The sequence below is a fragment of the Chromatocurvus halotolerans genome (genome assembly GCF_004340525.1).
GTDB lineage: Bacteria > Pseudomonadota > Gammaproteobacteria > Pseudomonadales > Halieaceae > Chromatocurvus > Chromatocurvus halotolerans.
In genome coordinates this window covers 183,219-207,884 of sequence record NZ_SLWX01000004.1, presented here as the reverse complement: position 1 = coordinate 207,884, position 24,666 = coordinate 183,219, and the positions used below count along the sequence as shown (strand labels likewise).

At 60.0% G+C, this 24,666-nt stretch carries 19 protein-coding genes, 1 tRNA gene and 1 pseudogene; 8 read left to right on the top strand and 13 right to left on the bottom strand.

All coding sequences use genetic code 11. The features are described from left to right. Nucleotides 1–31: 31 nt before the first annotated feature. Nucleotides 32–91: pseudogene (locus tag EV688_RS17875) on the top strand (type II toxin-antitoxin system ParD family antitoxin); the annotation flags it as partial. A 219-nt stretch (nucleotides 92–310) separates the two neighbouring features. On the opposite strand, the gene EV688_RS06610 reads toward EV688_RS17875, so the two are convergent. The 8 genes from EV688_RS06610 to EV688_RS06575 all read right to left on the bottom strand — a co-directional run bounded on the left by EV688_RS06610 (nucleotide 311) and on the right by EV688_RS06575 (nucleotide 11,526). Beyond that, nucleotides 311–571 carry a helix-turn-helix domain-containing protein gene (locus EV688_RS06610; RefSeq protein ID WP_117315062.1) on the bottom strand — a complete coding sequence of 87 codons (261 nt, stop codon included), beginning with the start codon at nucleotides 569–571 and terminating at the stop codon, nucleotides 311–313. Nucleotides 572–574: 3 nt separating this feature from the next. After that, nucleotides 575–853, bottom strand: coding sequence for a type II toxin-antitoxin system RelE/ParE family toxin (locus EV688_RS06605; RefSeq protein WP_117315060.1), 279 nt, complete (start codon nucleotides 851–853; stop codon nucleotides 575–577). A gap of 160 nt (nucleotides 854–1,013) precedes the next feature. Continuing rightward, nucleotides 1,014–1,940 (bottom strand): diguanylate cyclase domain-containing protein, encoded by a 927-nt coding sequence (locus EV688_RS06600; RefSeq protein ID WP_117315058.1) that lies wholly within the window; start codon nucleotides 1,938–1,940, stop codon nucleotides 1,014–1,016. Further along, nucleotides 1,937–6,181, bottom strand: coding sequence for a PAS domain-containing hybrid sensor histidine kinase/response regulator (locus EV688_RS06595; protein ID WP_117315056.1), 4,245 nt, complete (start codon nucleotides 6,179–6,181; stop codon nucleotides 1,937–1,939). The genes EV688_RS06600 and EV688_RS06595 overlap by 4 nt, the downstream gene beginning before the upstream one ends. Nucleotides 6,182–6,632: 451 nt before the next feature. Beyond that, nucleotides 6,633–6,899, bottom strand: coding sequence for a CopG family antitoxin (locus EV688_RS06590; protein WP_276309845.1), 267 nt, complete (start codon nucleotides 6,897–6,899; stop codon nucleotides 6,633–6,635). Then, nucleotides 6,835–7,116: a BrnT family toxin gene (locus EV688_RS17870; protein WP_205686491.1), complete on the bottom strand. Its 282-nt coding sequence runs from the start codon at nucleotides 7,114–7,116 to the stop codon at nucleotides 6,835–6,837. Before EV688_RS17870 ends, EV688_RS06590 begins: the two co-directional genes overlap by 65 nt. A 316-nt stretch (nucleotides 7,117–7,432) precedes the next feature. Continuing rightward, nucleotides 7,433–8,143, bottom strand: a complete 711-nt coding sequence (locus tag EV688_RS06580; protein WP_117315052.1) for a TSCPD domain-containing protein — start codon at nucleotides 8,141–8,143, stop codon at nucleotides 7,433–7,435. A 17-nt stretch (nucleotides 8,144–8,160) separates the two neighbouring features. Further along, complete coding sequence (locus EV688_RS06575; RefSeq protein ID WP_420867043.1) at nucleotides 8,161–11,526, bottom strand: LAGLIDADG family homing endonuclease; 3,366 nt, start codon at nucleotides 11,524–11,526, stop codon at nucleotides 8,161–8,163. Between the two features lie 252 nt (nucleotides 11,527–11,778). On the opposite strand from EV688_RS06575, the gene EV688_RS06570 reads away from it, so the two are divergent. Together EV688_RS06570 and EV688_RS06565 are read left to right on the top strand one after the other, a co-directional pair. Beyond that, nucleotides 11,779–12,546 carry a hypothetical protein gene (locus EV688_RS06570; protein WP_117315048.1) on the top strand — a complete coding sequence of 256 codons (768 nt, stop codon included), beginning with the start codon at nucleotides 11,779–11,781 and terminating at the stop codon, nucleotides 12,544–12,546. A gap of 6 nt (nucleotides 12,547–12,552) precedes the next feature. Beyond that, entirely contained in the window at nucleotides 12,553–14,112 is a 1,560-nt protein-coding gene (locus EV688_RS06565) for an AarF/UbiB family protein (protein ID WP_117315046.1), read from the top strand. 88 nt (nucleotides 14,113–14,200) lie between these two features. Here the strand turns inward: EV688_RS06565 and EV688_RS06560 are convergent, their stop codons facing one another. Further along, nucleotides 14,201–15,202 carry a metal-dependent hydrolase gene (locus EV688_RS06560; protein WP_117315045.1) on the bottom strand — a complete coding sequence of 334 codons (1,002 nt, stop codon included), beginning with the start codon at nucleotides 15,200–15,202 and terminating at the stop codon, nucleotides 14,201–14,203. A gap of 113 nt (nucleotides 15,203–15,315) precedes the next feature. On the opposite strand from EV688_RS06560, the gene EV688_RS06555 reads away from it, so the two are divergent. Both EV688_RS06555 and EV688_RS06550 read left to right on the top strand, forming a co-directional pair. Continuing rightward, nucleotides 15,316–15,392 (top strand) — tRNA-Pro (locus EV688_RS06555). A 258-nt stretch (nucleotides 15,393–15,650) separates the two neighbouring features. Next, nucleotides 15,651–16,571, top strand: coding sequence for a virulence RhuM family protein/type II toxin-antitoxin system death-on-curing family toxin (locus EV688_RS06550; RefSeq protein WP_240624219.1), 921 nt, complete (start codon nucleotides 15,651–15,653; stop codon nucleotides 16,569–16,571). A gap of 81 nt (nucleotides 16,572–16,652) precedes the next feature. On the opposite strand, the gene EV688_RS06545 is transcribed toward EV688_RS06550, so the two are convergent. Further along, nucleotides 16,653–16,955, bottom strand: a complete 303-nt coding sequence (locus EV688_RS06545; protein ID WP_117315041.1) for a hypothetical protein — start codon at nucleotides 16,953–16,955, stop codon at nucleotides 16,653–16,655. Nucleotides 16,956–17,073: 118 nt separating this feature from the next. On the opposite strand from EV688_RS06545, the gene EV688_RS06540 reads away from it, so the two are divergent. Next, nucleotides 17,074–17,811 (top strand): hypothetical protein, encoded by a 738-nt coding sequence (locus EV688_RS06540; protein ID WP_117315039.1) that lies wholly within the window; start codon nucleotides 17,074–17,076, stop codon nucleotides 17,809–17,811. 289 nt (nucleotides 17,812–18,100) lie between these two features. Beyond that, complete coding sequence (locus EV688_RS06535; protein ID WP_117315037.1) at nucleotides 18,101–19,237, top strand: Fic family protein; 1,137 nt, start codon at nucleotides 18,101–18,103, stop codon at nucleotides 19,235–19,237. Nucleotides 19,238–19,416: 179 nt separating this feature from the next. Here the strand turns inward: EV688_RS06535 and EV688_RS06530 are convergent, their stop codons facing one another. The 3 genes from EV688_RS06530 to EV688_RS06520 form a co-directional block, all read right to left on the bottom strand. Continuing rightward, a complete protein-coding gene (locus EV688_RS06530; protein WP_205686489.1) occupies nucleotides 19,417–21,162 on the bottom strand; it encodes a M28 family metallopeptidase in 1,746 nt (581 codons plus the stop codon). 89 nt (nucleotides 21,163–21,251) lie between these two features. Beyond that, complete coding sequence (locus tag EV688_RS06525; RefSeq protein ID WP_117315035.1) at nucleotides 21,252–22,208, bottom strand: sensor domain-containing diguanylate cyclase; 957 nt, start codon at nucleotides 22,206–22,208, stop codon at nucleotides 21,252–21,254. A gap of 213 nt (nucleotides 22,209–22,421) precedes the next feature. Beyond that, on the bottom strand, nucleotides 22,422–23,585 hold the full coding sequence (locus EV688_RS06520) for a dipeptidase (protein ID WP_117315033.1): 1,164 nt from the start codon (nucleotides 23,583–23,585) through the stop codon (nucleotides 22,422–22,424). A 121-nt stretch (nucleotides 23,586–23,706) separates the two neighbouring features. Here EV688_RS06520 and EV688_RS06515 point away from each other — a divergent pair, with 121 nt between their 5' ends. Continuing rightward, nucleotides 23,707–24,561 (top strand): MipA/OmpV family protein, encoded by an 855-nt coding sequence (locus EV688_RS06515; protein WP_117315032.1) that lies wholly within the window; start codon nucleotides 23,707–23,709, stop codon nucleotides 24,559–24,561. The last annotated feature ends 105 nt before the right edge of the window (nucleotides 24,562–24,666 follow it).

Here is a 24,666-nt window from a genome sequence, read left to right as displayed (position 1 = left end):
CGAAGCGCCCTTGCCGCCTTGAAGTGTCGAGGGGAGCGCGAGCGAGGTTGTTAGAGCCGGGCTGCGACTCCCGGAAGAACAAGAATCTTAGATTCGGCGACCGCGCGCGGCCCTGATTCAAGGTGAGGAAAGCGGCTTTGTGGAGTACAGCCTGCAGTAATTTATGGATAGCCTAGACTAACACGGGTAACGAATCCGAATTTTGGTTGCAGCAGATGCTGGCGTCCGCTTCAGCACCCCTTAACGCAGCGCAAAAGGACGCGAACTTGCGAGCGTCCCAGTCGCCGCAGGCGGCGATTGATGCGCCTGATTATGCGGCTGACTCATGCTCAACATCCCAACCTGGAAATACCAATACGGCTGGATGACACCGCAGCGCTTTGGCGAGTACTTTTGCGCGATCCACGCCAAGGCGAACACGGTCGTTCTCAATGGCAGAAATTGTTGATTGTGGTATACCGGTCGCAGCTGCCAGATCATTCTGGCTCATCTCCTGAAGTTCACGCAATATACGAACTGAACCGCCTGATGATACATCAATTCTTTTAGTAGCTTTACGATAATCGCTCATTCTCTACCTCCGGTAATCATGGGGAGTAACTCGCTCAACCTCTACCAGCACCTGATTTTTTTGAATCTTGTAAATCACTCTATATTGGATACTCAAGCGAGAGGACCGAAAACCTTTCCAGTTTCCGGACAACGCTTCGTCTTTGAAGCCCTTGATCAGTTTCAATCCCTGCGGGCCAGAGATTCTCACAATATCTTTCCATTTTTCATAGCGTTGCTGGACCTCAGCTGGCGCCGCCGCCAAGGCTTTATCGATACGCCTGTGTTCGAGGATCTCCCACATACTAAATTTAGTATATATACCATTTATGGTATGTCAAGGGCTTGCTCTGAGCCTGGAAAGAGGCCGCATAATGCTGCCGCAACGGGCCTACAAACCGCGACGCGGTTTATAGGTCCAAGCGGTGCCAAGTCACCTCTCAGATAATGGTCTCCCTCGCTCTTCAATGAGCTGGCGATTCCCGGACCCTGTTTCGACCCGCTCTTTTTGCTTCATATAGCGCCCTGTCTGCCCGTTGAATCAGGGAAGACGGATTTTCGTCGTCCGCTGGATCGAAGGTGGCGGTACCCAGGCTGATGGTGACGACGGGGCCAGCGCTGGAGTAGGCATGCCTGATCGCAAGTTCTTCGACGCAGGCCCGCATTTTTTCCGCCAGGTTTCCCGCACCTGCGGCGTCCGTATTGGGCAGCAGAGCCACGAATTCCTCCCCCCCGAACCGGCATACCCGGTCAGCAGGACGTTTTGCCGTGTTGATCAAGGCCGCAGATACCTCCCTCAGGCAGTGGTCCCCCTCACCGTGGCCGTAGTGATCGTTGAAGGGTTTGAAGTGGTCCACATCCATCATGATGACAGACAGCGGCTGGCCTTCGCGCAGGCTATGCCTGATCCCGGCATCCAGCTCCTCGTCGAACAGGCGTCGGTTGGGAATGCCGGTCAGGCCGTCGAGCATGGCATGTTGCTCGAGCAGGTCTGTCTTGCGCTTGAGCTGGAGATGCGTGTTGACCCGTGCACGCACGATGGCTGGTGAGAACGGCTTGGTGATGTAATCCACGGCCCCAAGTTTCAACCCGCGCTCTTCGTCGCTGATGGCATCGAGGGCCGTGACGAAGATTATGGCGATCGCACTGGTAGCCGGGTTTTCCTTGAGACGCCGGCAAACCTCATAGCCGTCCAGCCCGGGCATCTGGATATCGAGCAATATCAGGTCCGGCTGCGACTGAACGGTGCCCTGCGCGACTGCCAGGGCCCTCTCGCCGCTGTTGGCAACCTGGATGCGGTAGTCGTCTTTTAACAGGTTTCCCAGCGCCCGCACGTTGGTGGATTCGTCGTCAACGACCAGGATAGTCGTTTTTGGCTCTGCCGAGTTCATGGGATACGGTCCAGCGTTGATATTGTCATCGCGTCGAGTGTCTGCAGGGCCTGCTCAAACTCGAACTGGGCCACCTGTGCTTCAAGTTCACTGCAGTTGTGGTTGTGACTGCGTAGCCAGGCCAGCGCCTCCTGCAAGACGGCATCCTCTACCAGCTCGCTGTTTTCCAGGAGGCGCCGCAGCTCCGGCACCGCCCCTGCCGAGCCCGTCTGTGAAGGTGTCTGCTCTTCAGCAGACGCCAGCGCCCGGAGCGCCTGTTCGCTGTCTTCCAGCGCCTGCTCCAGGGCCTCAATCCGGGTTTCTTCCACGGCTTGCCCCTGTTTGAGAGCCTCATCGATGTCCCCCGCCAGGCTCTGCAGACTCACCGCGGCGAGAGTGCCGGCTACCCCGCGGAGGGCATGCGCGAGGTGCCCCGCGGCCTGCGTATTTCCAGATCGTAAATGGCTGCCAAGCTGGGCGTAGTCGGTTTGCAGTTTTCGGTGCAGGTCCAGCAGAAGGCTGACATATAGCGCCTCGTTACCCGCGAGTCTTTCGAGTCCCTTATCAAGGTCGAAGCCGGGCAGGTGCGCTGGCAGCACATCAGCTGTTCCCCGTCCTTTACTGGAGTCAGCATGGCGGCCAGCACTCTGTGCCTGCGGTGCCCGCGACCGGCGGCGCGCGGTCCCCACGGTTGCCAGCTGCTCAAGTAACACCGCGTAAAGTTCCAGGGTGTCGATAGGCTTGCCCAGATGGGCATCCATTCCCGCCGCTTTCGCGCGTTCCCGGTCGTCATCCATCACCGCGGCTGACAGTGCGACAACGGGACCGCTATAGCCGGTTTGGCGCAGTATCCGTGTGGCCTCAAAGCCATCCATCACGGGCATCTGCAGATCCATAAAAATGAGATCGGGGGTCCGTTCGCTGACAGCCTCAACCGCCTCGAGGCCATTGTTGACCGTGCGCACGCGGGCGCCGGTAGACTCCAGCAGCAGCTGGGCCACCTCCTGGTTGATTTCATTGTCCTCCACCAGTAGCAGCTCGTGGCCGGCCAGGTCGGGCGGTTTGCTGGCAGTTAGCATGGGCTGAGTATGCGCTGGCTTCCCGCGCGTTTCGGCGCGGATCAATGCATCGTAAAGGCTGGAAGCGTCGACGGGCTTGGGCAGGAACTCGATGGCCACGCCGTCGGGTAATGTGACCTCGTCTTTCTGATAAGCGCTCACCATCAGCAGTGGCGGCCGCACTTGCCGCAGCTGGCCACTGCAGCGCATGCGTTCGAGCTTTTCACAGGTTTCGGCGCCGTTCATTCCGCCCGGCATCAGCCAGTCAATCAGGATGAAGTCGAAGGGCCTGTTTTCTTTTTCGGCAGTCATGACGGATGCAATGGCGTTCTCACCGCAGTCAGCCTCATGGGTGGAGCAGCCGTAGTGGTGCAGCAACTGGCGGATGGCCGCCCGGCTGTCCGGCTGATCGTCGACAATCAGTGTGCGGCGCCCCTGCAGCCTCACGCAGTCTCTCGACGATCCGGCCCCGGGCGCGACATCCATATCCAGGGTGAAGTAGAACCGGCTTCCTTCGCCGGGCCGCGAGCTTACCCGCAATTCTCCTCCCATGGCTTCCACCAGTCGCCGGCTGATGACCAGCCCCAGTCCGGATCCACCGTAGCGACGGGTGGTCGAACTATCAGCCTGGCTGAACGCCTTGAACAGTCTGGATTGTGCGTCTTCGCTGATGCCAATACCGGTGTCGCGAACGCTGAAGCGCAGCCTCGCGTTGCCATCGGACACAGGTCGGACGCTATGGATGCCAAGCTCGACGAGTCCGCCCTCCTCGGTAAACTTGAAGGCATTACTGAGAAGATTTGTCAGCACCTGGGACAGGCGCAGGGAATCCCCGACCAGACAGGCGGGAAGGTCGGGCTGAATGTTGTAGATGAATTCCAGCTTTGCGGCGTTGGCGGTACCGCCAAACATCACGGCCACCTGGTCAACCGTATCATGCAGGTCAAAGGCGCGGGACTCCAGCTCCAGGCGTCCTGCCTCGATTTTTGAAAAGTCGAGGATGTCGTTGAGAATGCCAAGCAGCATCCGCGATGCGTTGTGGATCTTGTTCAGATAATCAAACTGTTTTTCATCCAGGCGCGTTTGCTGTAGAAGCTGGCTCAGTCCGATAATCGCGTTCATCGGCGTCCGGATTTCGTGGCTCATGTTGGCCAGGAAGTCGCTTTTGGCCTGGTTGGCCCGTTCCGCGGATCGCAACGCGTCCTCTGAAAGCTGCTGCGCTTGTTTGATTTCTGTCAGATCATCATAAACCGCAACCACCTCTCCGGACGAGAGCCGGAAAATACGGTTTTCCCGCCAACCCAGAATGCGCTCGTCTCTGTATTCGGCAACGGGAAGCTTTTCTGCCTCGCCGGTGAGTGCCACCCTTTGCAGGGCCTGCAGCAGCCCCATTTCACTGGCAGCTGGAAAACAGTCGGTAAGGCGTCGTCCCAGGACCGTATCACGTTCGAGGCGGTCAATCTGGGCAGCTGCAGGATTGTAGTCGATGAAGATAAAATCCGAGCCGTCGTCGGTGGGGCGATAAACGGCGACGCCACTCCCTGTTTGCTCGAAGATACCGCCGAAACGTTCTTTGGCAACGCGCACGGCCTCGTAGGCGGCACGCTGCTCGGAGATATCCTGGATAATGGACCAGATGACTTTGCGACCTTCTGCTGATGTCGTCTTGAAACCATGCAGCAGAACCGGGTAGCGCGAGCCGTCCTTGCGGATGTACTCCTTTTCGAATGGGCCGTAGTGCCCCGTCCGCTCCAGGGACAAGAGCGCGTTCTGTTCTTCCGCCAGGTAGCTCTCGGGCGTCACTTGCCAGTAGCTCAGGGTCTTGAATTCTTCTCGCGTGTAGCCGGTAGGTGCGATGACGGCGTTATTGAACTCAAGAAACTCCCCCGTGGCGTAGTCATTCATGGCAATACCCACCGGTGACAGCTCGAACAGCCCCCTGAATTTTGCCTCTTCTGCGGCGAGTCGGCTGCGATTGTCCTCATCCGCGGTGATATCCTGATTGATACCGACCACGCGCACCGCTGCCCCCGCACTGTCGCGGATGACTGTGCCCTGGCCGCCCAGCGTGCGCAGGGCACCATCATCAGCGCGACGTATCAGCAGCTTGGTCTCAAACTCAGTGCCCGACATGAGGGCTGCCTGGAACCGGCTCACGGTCTGGTAGCGGGACTCTCCCACCAACTGACGCTCGAAATCTTCAAAGCGGTTGCCAAAATTGGCCGGATCCGCCCCAAAAAGACGGAACATACCCTCGTCCCACTCAAGATGGCCACTGCTCACGTCATAGTCCCAGATGCCGAGGCCGGCGGATTCCGTAGCCAGGGCCAGGCGTTCCGTCAGAATCTGCCGCTCTCTCTCCGCCTCTTTTTCTGCGGTCACGTCCTGAATCATTCCGAATAAACGGGAGATTTCGCCTTGCGACAGGATTGGCGAGCCAGAGGCACGCACCCAGCGGTGGTTGCCCCTGGCGGTGATAAACCTGCAGATGACATCAAACGGAGTCCCATCGGTGATGGCCCTGGCGACAGCTGCGTTGATAACAGGCTGATCTTCAGGATGATAGAACGCGGTACCGTTCACGCGGTTGTGATCAAAGTCTTTTTCGACTTCATGAATCGCATATACCTGATCGGTCCAGGATGTCTCCCCGGTCGCGATATCAAGTTCCCAGGCACCAATGTTCGATACCTGTTGTGCGTAATTGAGCAGCGTCGTCGTTTTTTCGAGGTCAATGACATTCTGCCGTGTCTGTTCGACGGCCTTGGTCAGCTTGTTTTCCGCCGCCTTGAATTCGGTGACATCCTTGTGCACACCGAGCATTCTCAGCGGCTTGCCGTTGCTGTCGCGAATCGCTTTCCCGTGGCAGCGGATCCAGACGGTGCTGCCATCCCGGTGTCGGTATCTTATGGTCTGGTCAAACGGATAGTTCCCGTTCTCCAGATGCCGGTTGAAGTTTTCGGTGGTGGCAGCAAGATCGCTTTCATTGACGATCCCCTGCCAGGCGTCCGGTGAATCCGGCATTTCGTCGGGGTCATACCCCAGCACGCGCCAGAAACGCGCATTCATCCATTCGTTTTCCGGGTGTTCCAGATCCCAGTACCACAGGCCATCAAGGCAGGTGTCCTGAATGAAGTCAAAGAGGTCGTCATCTTTCCTGATTTGCTCATACAGCTCGGTTTTCAGGTAATTGTCGTGTTTCATTGAAAAATGACCCGCATGGTTTTCTTATCGAACACCTCAGTCAGGATTTTACCATTCATGCTCGTGTTCGTACGGTTGCTGTTCTGGCCGGAGCAGGATCGGCGATCGAGCCTGCTGCCTGGCAGCAGGCTCTGCACAGAGCACGCCTGGAGCCGCGCTCGATTTTGTACTCTCTGGCATATACCGCGTCAGGCAGGACTCTGGAAGACGAAGTCACGTCTCCGCGGAGACGTTTTTGGGTTATAAACGCCACCAGGAATGGAGCCGCTAAGATATAAGCCACGCAAAACTCCTGAGGTCGGATTCCTTGATCGATGCGCCTGACTTGTCGTGAACTCCATTACTCGACTCCTTGGTGGCAGCGCTCAATAACGCCGCCAGCCCGCGCGGTTTTGTATTGAAGGCGCAGCCGAGACGGAAAAGCCGTCGCTGTGTCTGGCCTTGTTAACAGTTACTGCCACTCCAGCTTGAGATCCTTATGCGATTGAGCACAATCACGAAGATACAAATTAATTAGACTCTGATAAGGAAGGCCTTTTTCCTCAGCAAGATTCTTGAAGTATTCGATGGTATCTTCGTCCAGCCGAATCGTGACTTGTTTTTTTAGCTTCTTGGCGTATGGATTCTTGACTGAAGTCGAAAAATCGTAGTGATCACGCATGTCGGTATCCCTCATAAACCTTTCTCTCTCGCTTATCAGCCCTGCGCGCCGAAACAATCGGTATAGTCTCTCCCGACCTTACGCAGTGACAAACAACCAACAGGCGAGAGTGAATACTGGTGCCTAGCAAAATGAACCGATCTTCCTCATCTGAATGATTGGGATCCGCGATTAGCGGTGTGGATGAAGTACTGCCAACGTTTAAGCTAGTGGCGGTGTAACCGCCAACTGCCCTTACTGTTTTATTGCAGCGTACGTACAGCCAACCCGGCAACCACGATGCCGGAGCGAATGCGGAGGCTTCCGCCCTCCAAGTGCTGCAGGAACGAAACTGCCTGCTATGTCGGCAGTGTTGAACCCGAGGGTGTCCGACCTTGATGCGAAGTGACGTTTCCGCGCTTTCAGGTTATATAGGGCGCGAGGAACAAAGGCATTGGGATATTAGCCAGTCCGGGTCCTGGAGACCGACCGGATGGGCCTTGTACAGCTCGCAGATGGTTTTTGCGGCATGCGGTCAGTGGCGTTTCGTGATGATTTCGGCAAGGGGCGGAGCTGGCGGGGCGTCGGCGCCGCCCCGGGTCAGGCGTGTCTCAACCGCATTTCGAATCCGCACAGTTCAAACACGTCATGCACCCATCCATCAGCACTACGGCCTTGGTATGGCACTTCATGCACAGGCTGGCGCTGGGAGGGAAATCGGACTCGGTCTGCTCCTCCTCAGCGCCCTGTGGCTTTTTTACATCGGCTCCACCCATTTCCCGGCGCTTCTGTTCGAGAAAGTCCTGCTGGTGCCGGTCGAGTTTGCTCTCGATCAGGCCGATGTGCTTCATGTGATCCTCGATGGCGTAGCCGATCTCGGCCACGATCGAGGGCATGAATACGCCACCCTTCTTGAAGTAGCCGCCGCGGGGGTCGAATACCGCTTTCAGTTCCTCCACCAGGAAGGTCGCATCCCCGCCCTTGCGGAAAATCGCCGAGATCAGCCGCGTCAGCGCAACCACCCACTGGAAGTGCTCCATGTTCTTGGAGTTGATGAACACCTCGAATGGCCGCCGCAGTTCGTGCTCGGTGCCCTCATTGAGAATGACATCGTTCACGGTGATATACAGCGCATGCTCCGACATCGGTGTTTTCACCTTGTAGGTGGACCCCACCAGGCGCTCTGGGCGCTGGAAGGACTCGTGCATGTGCACGACATCACCTTCTTCGTTGGCCGGCGCGGCGGTATCCACCACCGCAGCCGGATCTTCCTTCTCGAGAACCTTGTAACTGACGATCTTGCCGTCGATCTTGACTGCCATGTGTCTCTCCCCGGCCTTCAGAATTTGCCGTAGTAGCCTTCTTTCAACGCGTCGAACAGGTTGGCGGCGGAGTGCATCTCGCCGTCGTATTCGACTTCCTCATTGCCGTTCACTTCCACCGTGGAGCCGTCTTCCAGCGTGAACTGGTAGCGGGTGTTCTCCAGGTCGGATTCCTTCACCAGTACCCCCTGGAAGGCTTCCGGGTTGAAGCGGAAGGTGGTGCAGCCTTTCAGTCCCTTCTCGTGGGCGTACAGGTAGATGTTCTTGAAGTCCTCGAACGGGTAGTCCGTGGGCACGTTGGCGGTCTTGGAGATGGAGGAGTCCACCCATTTCTGTGCCGCTGCCTGGATATCCACGTGCTGCTTGGGCGTGACATCGTCCGCCACCGAGAAATAATCCGGCAGCTGCTCTGCCGCGTCCTCGGTGTAGGGCATGGCCCGGGGGTTGATGCGCTCGCGATAGGCGAGCAGCTCGAAGGAGAACACATCCACCTTTTCCTTGCTCTTGCGGCCCTCGCGAATGACGTTGCGCGAATAGTGATGCGCAAAGCTGGGCTCGATGCCGTTGCTGGCGTTGTTGGCCAGCGACAGGGAAATCGTGCCGGTGGGCGCGATGGATGAGTGGTGGGTGAAGCGCGCGCCCTCGGCGGCAAGCTCTTCCACCAGTTCCGGCGCCACCTCGGCAACGCGCTGCATGTAGCGGCTGTAGCGCGCGTGCAGTACCTTGCCGGGCAGCTTGTCACCGGCCTTGATGCCGTCGGCAACCATTTCCGGGCGCAGTTCCAGCATGGCGGGAGTGACTTCGAAGGTGTCGTCCATGATCGGCGCGGCACCCTTTTCCCGCGACAGTTCCAGCGCCTGCTGCCAGCCGGTGATGGCCATCTCCCGGGAGACTTCCTCGGTGAACTCCACCGACTCGTCATCGCCGTAGCGCATGCCGAGCATGGTCAGCGTGGAGCCCAGGCCCAGAAAGCCCATGCCGTGGCGTCGCTTGTAAGTGATCTCGTGGCGCTGCTCGGGCAGCGGCAGGCCGTTGATCTCTACCACGTTGTCGAGCATGCGGGTGAATACCGCAACCACCTCGCGATAGCGATCCCAGTCAAAGCGCGCCTTGTCGGTGAACGGGTCCAGCACCAGCTTGGTCAGGTTGATGGAGCCCAGCAGGCAGCTGCCGTAGGGGGGCAGGGGCTGCTCACCGCAGTTGTGCGCATGCAGGCCGTTGGCGTCAAAGGTGTTGATGCCGGGAACCTGCACGTCGAACACGTCCTCAACGCCATCGGCCTGGACGCCGGCAACGGTGGCGACAAAACGCTCGCGGCTGAGCTGTCGGGGGTAGCCCGCCAGGGCCTGCTCCAGAAGGTCCTGCTTGGCCGTGTCGGCAAAGCCCACGGACTCGGCATAGGTGGCGATATTGTCGCCGGATATCACCAGTTCGTGCGTTTCCGCTGCGGCAGGGTTCGCCGAGCCGTCGTGACCGCCTGACAGCTGCGCCTCGCCCTCGGGCTGGCGCTCCTCCCGGTGCAGCGTGGAGTTGATTCCCAGGCGCAAAAGCATGCGCTGTGCGGCTTTCAGCGTGGTAAGACTGGACTGCGACAGGCGGATGCTGACACCCTGCTTGCGATTGCCCTGGACAAAGCCTTCGCTGCCAACAAAGCCATCACCGCCCACAAAACCCCTGGCGTCGAACAGGCCGCGCAGCAGGCCGCGGTGGAAATCGCTGGAGCTGCGCTCTGCCTTCTGTGTAATGTGCTGGCGCTCGGGCGCCATGCCGAGCTCTGCTGCGAGCTCGCGCAATGCGCCGGTCGCCAGGCTGTAGTCGTGACTGCCGCCGACTTTCTGCCAGCCGGCAAGGTCGGAGTGTTGGGGCAGGCGTTGCGCTGCGGCCAGCGCCGCCGCCATGATCCCGTCGGTCCCGTCGCTGGTGCCGCTGTCGTTGACGGCTGCAGCCTGTGTCCGGACTGACAGCACGGCCTTGTCTTCCTGCAGCGTGCCATCGCCAATCAGCAGGCCCGTGAGATAGCCCTCGTCAAATCCGTAGCGACCCGCCCAGGTGGCGGCATCCCGGTGATTGTTCAGCAATACCTGGTCACCGGCGCGCAGCTGGCCTGCCTCACACCATTCCGTTTCCAGACGCCAGCGGGTGAGCGTGGAAACGCGACGAACGCGGTGATCGCTCGTCAGCCGCAGGGCGTGTCCTTCACGGGTCTGCAGGCGAACCACGTCCTTGGTGGCGGTGCGGAAAAAGCCCTCGGCACCGCTGGCGTGATCCTCGCCATCGACCCGCGCCTGGAAAGGCTGGCCGACCAGGTCAGCGACCTGCTGCGGCCCCTCGGCAGTCTGCACCCAGATATCAGCGGTTACGCAGGGGTTGGTGGCGCGGATGCTCTCCTGCCACCAGTTGTTGTTCATTTCATTGACCTTGTCGATCAGGATGAATCCCGGCTCGGCGAAGTCGTAGGTGGAGGCCATGATCATGTCCCACAGGCGCTGCGCCGGGACCGTCTTGTACACGCGGCAGGCGACATCGCCGGTGTCGTTGCACAGGTAATCCTTCTTTACGGGGAACGGGCGCCAGACCACCTGGGTCGGATCGTTCAGGTCGAAGCCGGATTCCGTGGCCTCCTTCTCCGTCATCGGGAAGCTCAGTGGCCAGTCGGTACCGGCCTTCACCGCCTCGATGAACTCGGTGGTGATCAGCAGGCTGAGGTTGAACTGGCGCAGGCGGCCGTTCTCGCGCTTGGCGCGGATGAAGTCGAGTACGTCCGGATGGTTGATGTCGAAGGTTGCCATCTGCGCGCCGCGGCGGCCGCCGGCGGAGGACACCGTGAAACACATCTTGTCGTAGATATCCATGAACGACAGCGGGCCGGAGGTATACGCACCTGCCCCGCTGACGTAGGCACCCCGGGGGCGCAGCGTGGAGAACTCGTAGCCGATGCCGCAGCCCGCCTTCAGGGTCATGCCGGCCTCGTGGTTCTTGTTCAGGATATCGTCCATGGAATCGACAATGGAGCCGGAAACCGTGCAGTTGATGGTGGAGGTGGCGGGCTTGTAGGCCTGGGCGCCGGCATTGGAGATAATGCGGCCGGCGGGCAGGGCGCCGTTCTGCAGTGCCCAGACAAAGCGCTGGTACCACTGCTTGCGCTTGTCGTCGCTGTCCTCGGCGTCAGCCAGTGCACGGGCGACGCGCTTGTAGGTGTCGATGATTTCCCTGTCGACAGGCGAGCCTGCGCGATCCTTGAGTCGGTACTTCTTGTCCCAGATGTCCAGCGATGCCGGCTGCAGATCGATGTCCAGTCCGGCCGTCAGGGCCTGTACGGCTTCTCCCATTGGGCTGTGCCTCCACGGTAGCGATGATTGTTGCGAGGACGTAGTCTGCGGCAAGGTCAGGGGTGACCGCAATAGCTAGACACCGTATTTAGAGAAAATATTCCATGTCAATACTATATATAGTGCTTAAGGCTTTTGCTGGCGTCTTTAGACCGATCCAGACTATGCGCGCAAATTCGTCGATTCTGGCGTTTGCGGGGCGCCTCCTGCGGGCAAATGTCGCCTTCCTGGGCATTCTGTTTGACCGCACCACAAGCGCGCGTAAACTCGGACGCCTGAAAGACACAGATCGGGGGGGGCCGGCGCATGCGTGGAGCAGTCGCTTACGAAATCAAAAATGGTGATGCCTACCGGGAGGCGATGACCACGCTTAACAGGCGCTCACAGCCACCGGCCGTGCTGCGAAGAATCATGAATGCCTTCGAGGCTTACCGTGCGGCGAGAAAGATAGGCTGGTCACGCCCCTGGAACAAGTACGGCATACGAACCTTCCAGAGCTATCGACTGGACTGCCGCAACGATGGAGATATGGCAGGCTACGCGCGCGCTGTGCTCGCCGCGCCGGTTTTTGCCTTTGACGCCGAGGTTCAGACATTCATCGACGAGCTGTTGTCAGATCAGCCGGCGGCGCGAGACCGCCTGATGGGTTTTCTCTTCTTCCATGAGGCTGAGGCCGAAAGCGGCCTGCGCGAGGGCGTCATACTGAGCTTCGGCCGTGTCAATGCGAAGCGGCGCCATCGCGACAGACTGGACATCGTTTTCGAGGCCGACGTCACGGGCGACACCGTGTCTGCGCCGCAGCGGGTGACCGTGTATGTGGACCCGTATCGGGGCAAGGGACCGCCACTGTACGAGGCCACCGTGCCAATCGCCGATGTGGCCCCGGCGCCGGAAATCTTCGATGCGCTGAAGGCCTGTTACCGGGATTGGGGGCGTGATGATCCGCGACTTTGGGATCACTGGACGTCTCAATACATCGACTATTTTGCCCCCCGGGAGCGCGTCGCTGCGCAGACCCATTTTCCCGAAACCGCGTTCGAGTCGGCCTGGCGCGATACGCTGGCTCGGCGCTGAGCCCAGATGTCGACTTCCAATGTCATTGGTCGGGGTGTTCGCGTTGCCAGAATCGGCATGGCGGCCCGTAATCTCAGAAAGGCCGACGATCAGGAGACTCGTGAAAAGGCGCGTCGTGCCCTGGCAACGATGTTCGCTGATTCCCGTGGTGTGACCATGAAGTTCGGTCAGCTGATGGCCGCCGGCGAAAACGGCGAAGCCTTCAGGGATCTGGTGCAGAGTATCGAGCCGCTGCCCCTGGCCGAGATGCTGCCCGTCATCGAGGCGGAGCTTGGTCAACCCATCGAGCAGGTTTTCGCGGAGATTCATGAATCCGGGCACGCGGCCTCGCTCGGGCAGGTGCATCGCGCGAAACTGCTGGACGGCACTGATGTTGCGGTGAAGGTTCAATACCCTTTTATTGCCGGAGCCATTGATGCCGAAATGCGCCTGTTTGGCCTGATGCCCGGCGTTGGCCCTGTGCGCAAATGGGGCTTCGACCTCGAGGGCTACAAACGGGCGCTGAAAGCGAACATGGCGCGGGAGCTGGATTACCGGAATGAAGCAGAGCGCCAGACACGGTTCCGGGAAGCGGTGCGCGTGCCGGGCCTCGTGGTGCCTCGGGTCTTTACCGAGCTGACCACAGCGCGGGTGCTGACGCAGGCCTGGGAGAGCGGCGTACCGCTGTCGCAGGCGGCTGGCTGGCCCCAGCAGGCACGATCCGGGATCGCACGGATCCTGCTCGGTACACTGCTCGCCAGCATGATCGGGGTTGGCGAGGTTCACGGCGACCCACATGCTGGCAACTATGCGTTTCGCAAGCGGGCTGATGGTTCCCCCGAGGTGGTGCTCATGGATTTTGGCTGCACGGTGCCGGTCGCCAGAGCCGAGCGGCTGGCCCTGCTGAGGACCATTATCGCGGTGCGCGAGGGTGAGGACCTGAACGCGCTCAACGCCTTCGCCGCGATGGGATTTGACGCCGGGAAGCTGGCGCTGATTTCGGGTGCTCTCGGCACCCTGGCTCACATCCTGTTCTCGCCCTTCAAGCAGGACCAGAAGTTCTTTATCCAGCACTGGAACTTCAAGGCGCGCTTCGAGAGTCTGCTCGGTGAAAATCGCTGGTGGTTCCGGGCGTCGGGTCCACCGTCGCACATTTTATTGCTGCGCAGTTTTTTTGGGCTGACCCAGCAGATTCACGAGCTTCGGACCGGCCTGTCCTGGTGGGAAGTGATGCAGGAAGTCCTACCCCCGGCGCTGATTGCCGAGGCTCGGGACATGGCGATTCCGGCAGTCAGCCCCGAAACCGCTGCCATGGCCCGGCAGATTATTTCCTCGGTGCGACTCGCGGATCATCTGCGGGTGAAAGTGTCGCAGGGCCATGAGACTGTTGTGGATCTGTCCATGCCCGCAGAAGCCGTGCTGCGGCTGGAAGAGCTCATCCCGGAAGAGACGCTGGTCTATCTGCGGGAATCCAGCGACTGGGATCTGCCGGCCATCATGGAAGATATCCGGGCCCGTGGCGTCTCTCCCCGCGAAATCATGAGCTTTGAAAAAGGGCCAAAGCACTATCGTATCTGGCTGAGCTGAAACAGCTCTTCTCTGGCATGCGTCGCCGTCTCACTGCCCTGTCTGGGTGAACCCGCGTCGGAGACCGACGCCTGGCGCAGTGTCGTACTTACGGTGCGCTGATCAGCCGCCAAAGGCTGGCCAGCGCCGCTTTGCTGTCCCCCCGGTGGGTGCGGTAATCCGCATGATCCCCGGGGCCCGCTGCCGGGTCGAGCTGGATGCTCCAGAGGGCTTTCATCTCGTTTGGCAGCAGCGAGTAGCGTATGTCGATAATACGGTTTGGGTTGTCGGGGTCCTGGGTGATATAGCCCATGCTGAACCAGCGGAAACGCTCGATGTCTCTCGCCTGCTGCGACTGCGGGTCCAGCCAGGGGAGATCGCGGTCAATATCGAGCACCGGCAGGCTTTCTCCGGGGTAGATTCGGGGATTGGGGCCCGTGCGAACCGCGTCTACGTAAAAGCGCTCTTCCGTTCGGTAGACGATTTTCCACACCAGGATGTTGCCAAAGCTGGGTTTCGCATCCAGCTCCAGCGGTGTGTGACCGCGTGTGATGGCGATCGCCGCGCCGAGGTCGCGGGCAACGTCGCGCTGCCAGATGCCCAGGCACAGGTAGGCGAGACCCCAGATCATGGCGAGGCGTGCCCAGGCCGGCCGCTTGCGCAGCGTGCCGGTGATGAGAAAGGCGAGAATGGGCAGGCTGAACAGCGGATCGATGATGGAGATGGTGTTCCAGGCAATACGCACATCTGAAAACGGCCAGAACAGCAACGTGCCGTAGGTGGTACAGGCGTCCAGCAGGCCGTGAGTCGCGTAGCCCAGGGTGCAGAATATCCAGGTGGATTTGAATGCCAGCCCCTGGCGACGTGCCAGCAGGGGATGCAGCAGCAGCGCACAGATCAGTCCACCCAGCGGGATGAATATCAGCGAGTGGGTGAACTGGCGGTGATACTCGAGGAACAGCAGCGGATCATTATCGGAGCGGATCAGGACGTCAAGATCCGGTGTCATGCCGGCGAGAAAGCCGAGCAGGCCGGCAATCGCCACGGTTTTCCGACGCGCGACCGACTGCGGCAGGGCGGCGCCGGCGAGGCCCTGGGTGATTGGATCCAAATGGTTGACCTTTAAACGACAATGGCTGACAACGCTGTCGAATAATAGCAGAAGTGGTCGTTGGCGGTCCGCGACGGCTTTGGTATGATTCGCGGCTCAGCAAGCCTGTCACTCGGTGTGTAGCGCAGCCTGGTAGCGCACTTCCTTCGGGAGGAAGGGGTCGGAGGTTCGAATCCTCTCACACCGACCATCATCACGTGCTTTCTCGGCACATTGGGGCTCTACCCCATACTAGGGGGAGTCTCTGTCGCCGTAATTATTTTCTTTCAGACTCGTCTACGCTCTAATTTTCTGCAGCAATGACGTTGGAAAGTTCCTGTGACTGTGCTCTGATCGTTCGATCAGGCACATGAGGAGGTGGCGGGTGACTGGCTTACAGGTTCAGCTGTTTACTTCCGCGGACGGGCAGGCAGAGCTTGAGGTAGCTCTGGAGGAGGAAACTGTCTGGTTGACTCAATCGCAGATGTGCATCCTCTTTGGCCGCGAGCGTTCGGTAGTCACAAAACACATTCGTAATATTTTCAAAGAAGGTGAGCTTGATCGCGGGTCAGTATGTGCAAAATTTGCACATACTGCAGAGGATGGCAAAATCTACCAGGTCGACCACTTCAACCTCGATGTCATCATCTCCGTAGGCTACCGCGTGAAGTCCCCACGCGGGGTGCAGTTCCGTCAGTGGGCAACGCGCGTTCTCAAGGACCACCTGGTCCAGGGCTATACGCTGAATCAACGTCGACTGGCCGAACGCGGCATCGAGTTCGAGCAGGCGGTAGACCTTCTCAGACGCACCCTGACCAGTCAGGGGCTGGTTTCCGCAGAAGGCGAAGCAGTGGCCAGCGTCATCAGTGATTACGCCCGCTCCTGGAGCCTGCTGCAGGGCTACGATGAGCAGCATCTGGCCGAGGTCGGCCTCAAACAACCCGACATGCGCGTGCTGTCGCTGGAAGAGGCGTCAGCTGGAATCGCGGAACTCAAGCAGACTCTCATCGCCAAAGGCGAGGCGACGGAGCTGTTCGGTCAGGTACGCGGGGATGGGCTCGCCTCGGCGCTGGCGACTATTGAACAGGGGTTTGGCGACGAGTTGTTTTATCCCAATATCGCCAGCCGCGCTGCGCATCTGCTCTATTTCGTGATCAAGAACCACCCTCTGGCCGATGGCAACAAGCGCTGCGGTTCATTTCTGTTTTTGTGGTACCTGCGGCGGAATCAGGCGCTGCTGGCCAAGCCGGTAGAACAGTTGATCAACGACAACACCCTGGTGGCCCTGGCCCTGCTGGTGGCGGAGAGCCTGCCGGATCAGAAAGCCCTGATGATCCGATTGATCGAGCATTTCATCCTGCTCAAGGACCCGGCAGGTGGCAAAGACTAAACCATGACCTAAGACCAACTGTAGTAGCAGTGCCTGGACTGGTTTCTCTATTTTACCGCGTCACCACGAGCCCCCAGCTTATTACTGAACCGTATCCGTACCCGGTGCCCACCCCTGTAGCATCGCTACAATCCCTTCGGCTACTTCCGGCATCGTTTCCAGAGGCAGGTCGTACCGACTCGCCGCGGTCAGCAGTGCGCTGGCAAGCAAGTAGTCAGTAGCCACCTGATCATTAATTCCGTAGCGACGCGAAAGCCGGTCAACCTTGTGATTCAGACTCACATAGAGAGCCTGGCCAAGCTCGTCCTGCTGTTCTTTCGATAACGTCGTCACGTCCGATAGTGGTTTTTTCAAGGTTTTTCTCCGCTTGCTGTGCTCTTGCATAGAGTAGCTCTGTCATTGAAGTAGGCCTATGCTGGCGGCTCGTTCAGGCCACTTGATTCCAAAAAGGGTCACAAACCATGAACCAGGGTACAACCTGGATGTCGCTGTGAGATTTTTCATGACGCTGGAAGCCAGCTCGGCATCGTCTCCCGCTGAACGGTCACCGTTCTTTGCCAGAACTGCCATCGCGATGGCGGCCATCGTACTTCTCAGCTTCCCGCTGACCTATTACCTGCCGGTCGCCACCGGCTCCCGCCAATTTCAGGCCTTGCTGCATATTCATGCGGCCACGTGTTTTGCGTGGATCGGGCTTTATGCCTGGCAGGTGCATTTGATGGCCGGGGGGCGCCTCGCGCGTCACCGCGAACTCGGCCTGGCCGGCTTCGCGCTCACCGGTATTCTTATCCCGCTGGGTTACTGGACGGCACAGCGCTCGGCTGCTATTCGTATGGCCGAGGGAATGGAGCGTCCCTACGAGTTCACCTGGTACAATTTTGCCGATATCAGCATCTTCTCGTTGTTGATGATCGCCTCAATACTGCTGGTGAGCCGGCATAAGGAATGGCACCGTCGGCTGACCTATGTGGCTGCGCTGGCTCTTGTCGCACCCGCGGCGACGCGCTGGACGTTGAAAGTGCCGGGCGTTGACCCCTTCATCCTCGATATGACCGCTTATCTGGTGATCTATCCATTCCTGATAGCGCTCGCCCTGTTCGACCGGCGCAGTCTTGGCCGGTTTCACCCTGCGACGCTGACGTGTGTAGCGTTGCTGGTGCCGCTGCATCTAAGCAGCGCGTTTATTGCCCGCTCTGACTGGTGGAATAATCTTGCGCCCCCTCTGATTGGGCCGCTTTGAAGGGTCTCCGGGTTCGCCCATGGCTGAGATGCTGGCCTGTATGGAGAAAAGGGTCGGGGCAGGCGGAGATCTGGTATGCAGTATTCCTGGGTTTATTTGTTGTTGGTTTAAGGGCTTTTATTAACGACAAAGCTGGTGCGTGTTCCTGCATTAACAACAAACGTCTTTGACGTTAACGAATCTGCATATCGTTAAGCACAACTACTTTTGTCTCTCAGGCATTAACGTCTATGCTGCTTGTATATTATTTTCTTAAGAATATTAATGACAAAGTCGCGTGGATAGCTGAATGTATCGCAAACCTGAACTCGACTTTGGCTCGGCAGCCTACTACCACCTGGGTAAGTTCCCGCCGCAACAGCTGGAGTATCAGCGGCTGCTGCCTGGGATGCTGGCTGCGACTGACGCGCTGGCACGATATGACCAGATGCTAAAGGGAATGCACAACAGTGAACTGTTCCTCGCGCCGCTTCGCGGCCAGGAGGCAGTGATCTCGTCGCGCATGGAAGGCACGATCAGCACGCTGGACGAGATTCTCCAGCTTGAAGCGGAGTTTGGGGAGGACGATGAGGGCGCAGCCGCTGAGTATCGGTCTGACGTTATCGAAACCATACTCTACCGACGGGCATTGAATACGGCTCAGTTTTCAATCGAACGTGGACAGCCATTGTCGGAATCCCTCATCAAGAGTGTGCACCGACAGCTGCTATCACTTGGCCGAGGGGCGGCCAAGTCTCCTGGTTTGTACAGGCGCGAGCAGAACTATATTGGCGCTAGAGGGAGTCGCGTGGTGAGTTTTGTCCCGGTGGCGCCTGAGCACCTGGCTGCGGGCATGGAAAAGCTATTCGAGTTAATGGCTGACAACGACCTGCCGGTGTTACTTCGTGCAGCCCTCGCACACGCGGAATTTGAAGCACTTCACCCGTTTGAGGATGGAAATGGGCGGGTGAGTCGCATGCTGATCACTCTCATGCTTTGGCAGAGTGGAGCTTTTTCAGCCCCTCACTTCTACATAAGCCGATTCTTTGAGGACAATAAAGATCAATATCTCAATGCTTTGAGAGACGTCTCAGCAAACGACGACTGGGAGGGGTGGTGTCTGTTCTTCCTTGCTGCGGTGGAGCAGCAGGCGATCGCCAACCTTGATGTCGCAAACACTATCCGGCAATTCTACGACGACATGAAACAGCAGTTCACCGAACTTCTCGCCTCGAAATATGCCGTTGCAGCCCTGGATTATCTCTTCACATCGCCCGTATTCAGCAACAGTCGGTTTACGAAAACCGCCGGCATTCCCGAGCAGACGGCGGCCCGGTTCAGCCGGGTGCTATTACAGGAGGGCTTGCTGCAGGTTGTCCGCGAGGCCTCCGGTAGACGCGCCGCGACCTACCGCTTTGAGCCGCTGATGCAACTCGTCAGGGTTTAACCCTGCCCCTAATCCGGAGCCCCGCTGATCCGCCTGTATCGGCAAATATGACAGGGAGGACGAGCTGAATGCGTCACGTAACCGCGAGGCCGGCCGGACTGCGAGGGTTTCCGCATCAACTCACCGCGGCTCCAGCTGCACTTCAACTACCGAGCGCTACCGGCCGGTGCTGCGTTTGATCACTCTTGAAGGGAAGCCTCACGAATTGCACGAAACTCCGTGCCGGGTTTCCACTCGGGTTTGACAGGATCATTGGCTACGCGATACCCGAGGCGCAGGAAGAACCGGGCGTCCTCCACCAGCCCCTCCAGGTTCCAGTTGTCGCGCACGGTATCCGACGGCTTGTGATAGTCCTCGGCGGTGTAACGTTCCCGCATCTCTACACCCCAGCCCTCAGGCCGGTCGATAAACTCGACGCCTGCATTGGGAAACAGGGCCGGCACACCGAATTTCGCAAGGCTGAAGTGATCCGAGCGGTAAAAGTAGCCTTTTTCCGGCTCGGGGTCTGGCTTCAGGGTACGACCGGTCTCAGCCGCGACCGCATCGGCCACGTCATCCAGGGTGGAGTTGCCAAGGCCCACGATGACCAGGTCGGTTGTCGGCCCCAGCACGTTCATGCCGTCGAGATTGATTACGGCGAGGGTGTCTGCCAGGGGATACAGGGGATTTTCACCGTAGTGGCGTGAGCCCAGCAGGCCCTGCTCTTCCGCGGTTACCGCGATGAACAGCAGCGAGCGCGCCGGCGCCTCGGGCATGGCGGCAAAGCCCTGGGCGACTTCCAGCACGCCGGCGGTGCCCGAGGCATTGTCGACCGCGCCGTTGTAGATCACCGTTTCACCGTCCACTTCCCGCGTTCCCACATGATCCCAGTGCGCCATGTAGGCCACGTATTCATCCTTCAAGGCCGGGTCACTGCCGGGAAGCCGCGCTACCACGTTGTAGGAATCCACCTCGCGCAGGCTGTTGTCCAGGGTGAGTTGTGCGTTGACGCCAAGGGGCACCGGGCGGAAGTCGCGCTGCAGTGCGGCGGCCTTGAGAGCATTCAGATCCTGCCCCGCCAGATCGAACACGGCTTCGGCCTGCTCGACTGTCAGCCAGCCCTCGACCGCGGCGTTGTCCATGTTGCGGTCCTGGGTGACCAGATCGAAGCGTTCCCGGGGACCGCTGCCGCCAATCACCTCCCAGGGGTAGCCGGCCGGACCGGTCTCGTGAATGATCATGACGCCTGCTGCCCCGAGCTCCGCCGCCTTTTCGAACTTGTAGGTCCAGCGGCCGTAGTAGGTCATGGCCGGGCCGCCGAACATGTCTTCATCCGCCAGTGGGGGGTCGTTGATGAGCACGACGATAACCTTGTCGCGCACGTCGACATCCTTGAAGTCATCCCAGTCGAATTCTGGTGCCTGCACCCCGTAGCCGGCGAATACCAGCTCGGCGTCGACGCTGACGGTATCGGTCACGCGGGAGGTCCAGGCCACGTAGTCATCGCCATAGGAAGGTGTCAGCTGGCTGTCTTCATGGGACAGGGTCAGCTGCATGGATGGGTCTGCGGTGATGCCGACCAGGGGCACTTTCTGCAGGTAGCTGCCGTCGGGATTGCCCGGCTCCAGTCCCATGGCGCGGAATTCCTCGACGAGGTAGTTCAGCGTCAGTTCCTCGCCCTGCGTGCCGGGCTGGCGACCACCGAATTCGTCCGATGCCAGTGTGTTGATGCGGGTCAGCGCGCGGTCGGCGGAGAGGGCGGCCAGTCCGACATCCAGCGCTCTCTGGTCGGCGCCCGCCTCAACGCCCGCCGCTGGCGGCATGGCCTGACTGGCCGTTTCGTCCCGCGACTCCCCGCCGCAGGCGCTGAGCAAAACGGCACACAGAGCCAGTCCCGCAACCCCAGGGCCCGCTGGGGGGCGACTGTTGAAAGACCTTGTCATCATCGTGGTGTCCCTGCAAAAGCTGGATGGAACCGGTAAGTTAACGGAGACGGGCGCAAATGTCCTCGCTGATCATGAACGACAGCAAAAAATCAGTCAGGCGCGGCATCCTCGCCCCCTGGCGGATCGGGTGCGATCTCCATTCGATTCCTGCCGGCTTTCTTGGCCCGGTAAAGCGCCAGGTCGGCCCGGTGCAGTGCGGCCTCGATGGTTGAATCATCAGGATCCACCATCGCAATGCCGCCGCTGACGGTAAATCGGATCTCCCGGTCCTGGAACGTAACAACCGCAGCGCTGGTCAGCGCCCGCAGGCGCTCTGCGGCCACCTGCGCAGCGCTCAGCGGGCTGTCCGGCATGAGCAGGGCAAACTCCTCACCGCCGATGCGCGCCAGTAGGTCGACGCTGCGCAATTCACTCATCCAGAGTTGGCAGGTTGTCGTCAGCACGGCATCTCCCGCGCCATGCCCGTGCACATCGTTGATCCTCTTGAAGTGATCGAGGTCCAGCATCAGCATGGCCAGCGGTTTCCGGTAGCGTTGCGCGCGCCGCAGCTCCTCGCCCGCGCGTTCGAAGAACTGGTTTCTGTTCATTACCCCGGTCAGGGAGTCGTGCATGGCGAGATGGCGCAGCGCGGCCTCATCGGACTTGCGTGCGGTGATATCGCGGAAAAACCACACCCGGCCCAGATACTCGCCACTGTCATCGCGCAGCCCGACGGAGTGTCGCTCCAGGGTTCGCTGATCCTTGAGCTCGATCTCGCAGTGGTCGCTCAACTGCGGGTTCGCATACAGCTCACGAATCCTGCGGATGAATCCTTCGCTATCCGCCACCTTTTCCGCCGCCTCGGGAAGAATCCCGCTGTCCCTCTCTGCACCGCCTTTCCGGGCGCTCGATGAGGCCATTTGTTCCCCGGATATCCGCCAGATCTCGAGGAAGCGCCGGTTGAAGGAGGCAACCCGGCCCTGGCCGTCGACGACCAGTATGCCGTCCGGCGACGCTTCCTGGATGGCCCGGAGCAGCGAGCGATCGAATGTCGCGCTATCTGGCATCTGGTTGTCTCCGGAGCGTTAGTAATCGCTTGTTCATGGGGACGATCCCCCGATACGTTTCGTGACTATCCTGACAGGCTTAGCATCCAGGCAGGAGGCTGACAAGGCGGTACCGCACCCATTCCGACGGTACCTCGGACCACCAGCGGGACAACGGTCTGTTGCGGGCGTCTAGCTGCCAGGCCGCTCCTCGCGGGCCTCCCGGGGTGGGCACTATTGCGGCAGGTTTTCCGTGAGAAAGCGTGACAGATTGCCGCCCATGACCTTGCGGATGGTCGACTCTGCCATGCCTGCCTGCAGCAGGGTATCTGTCAGCACAGCAAGCTCGGAAACGTCGAAAGGCACGGTCGTCGCGCCATCGTAGTCCGACCCCAGGGCAATGTGATCCTCGCCCACCAGCGCAACACCGTAACGAATAGCGGCGGCGATACCCGCGGGAGATACGTCGCAGACGGCAGCATCCCAGAAGCCGACCCCGATAAGACCGCCAGCGGCGGCGATCTCGCGCATGAGCGCGTCGTCAATGTTCCGCGGCGTCGGGCAATGGCCCTGAAACCCTGTATGGCTGACGACCAGTGGCCGCGTCGTCAGGGCCAGTACATCGCGCACGCTCTGGGGTGAGGAATGTGCCACGTCGATGATAGCTCCGCGCTCTTCAAGGCGTTGGACGACCGCTTTGCCGAAATCCGAAAGCCCCTCACCGCCCGTGCCGTGAAGCGAGCCGCCCAGCGCATTGTCAAAGAAGTGGTGCAGTCCGAACATGCGGAAGCCAGCGCCGTAGAGACGATCGATGCTGGCGAGGTCGCCGTTGAGGGCATGGGCGCCCTCGATCCCGAGAAGGGCGCCCACGGTCTGTGCGCCGGCGTCGCGTTGTTCAAGCAGCCTGGCTACGTCGGCGGAACCGCGCAGCAGCATCAGGGTTTCGGGTTCGGCGTCGGCGATGGCCGCAATCCTCCCGCCCTGGTAGAGGGCGCGTTCCGTGAGGCTGCCCCAGGTTTGTGGCGGCCAGCGCTGGGCCAGTGCCAGCAAGGTGATGTTGTCCCTGGCATCGGTGCTGTTGCTTTCATAGTTCAGGCCGGCTGGCGTACGGGTCACGGACGTGAAGACCTGCAGCGCGACGTTGCCCGCGCGCAGGCGCGGCAGGTCCACGTGTCCGCGTTCGCTGCGCTCTGTGAGGTCCCGGCGCCAGAGGGTGCTGTCGGTGTGCAGGTCACCGACGGTCAGGTCAGCGTGCAGAGCTGCGCCCTCCGGCGTAATCGGCGTCGGCGCGTGGGGCAGCACACGGTTCATGCTGTTCTCGACCATGCGCGGCGCGAGTGCGAAAAACAGGCCGACGGCAAGCACGAGGATGAGCAGGGGCAGGCGAAGTTTTCTCATGGCGGCATCAACAACGGACAAATTAATGCCAGTCTACACGCTAGATGAATCCCCTGCGTCGGACAATGAACCGTCGTCTCGGTGCAGGCGTAAAGTGCTCAAACCCCAAGAGTGCATCGTCATGCTCCGCTTTTGCCCTGTCTCGCTGATTCTGTCTGCGCTGTTATTGACTCTGGCTCTGGTGCCGGTCTCCCGGGCCCAGCCCCCCGAGAGCAGCAAGGCGGCGGCCGCTGGCGTGCCAGAGCAGCGCGGTGCAGGTCCCACCGGGTGGCAGACGGAGCTTGGCATTGGTGTGATTGTAAATCCGGAGTCGGTTGGAGGGGCCGATTACCGGCTGTTTCCGGTGCCCTATTTTGATTTTCGCTATCTCGACGACAAGGGCACCCGCTTTTTCGCCAATATCCCACAGGGAATCGGCGGTTATCTGCATCGCAATCGCGATTTCACCAGCGGTCGCTTTTTCAACATTGCGGCATCCATCGCCCCCGGCTTCAACGTCCGCAATGACGACATACCCGGGCTGAAGGAAGTCAACATTGCCACAGAGGCGCGGCTGTCCGTCGAAACCGGCGGTCGTCAGTGGACGGCCAACGCGACGCTGGCACAGGACATCGGCAGCGGACACGAGGGGATGTACCTGGATCTCAGTGCGGCGCGCCGTGGACGGGTGGGGAGCGCGGGGGGCTTCTACGCGGTAGGTCCGGTGCTGCGCCTGGGCGACAGCAGCTACAAGGACAGCCTGTTCGCGATCACCCCGGCGGAGTCCGTGTCCTCGGGTCTGCCGCAGTACACGGCGGGAGCGGGACTGGAACGCCTGGGTCTGCAGGGGCTGTTGACCCTGCCGGTGGGACAGTCGCGCTGGCGCTGGACCGGCATCGCCCGCGCCTCGCGGCTGATCGACAACGCGGCAGACAGCCCGGTGGTGGAGGACAAGACGCAGCTGTTTGTTCTCATGTCGATCACGCGGCGCTTCTGAGCGTTCTGCGCCACGTCTATGAAAACGCGGCGCCGCTTCCCGCCCACACCTGCCTGAAAAGTGTACCTGTGAAGACAGTCACGGCTGTCTTCCTCTGGCAAGTCA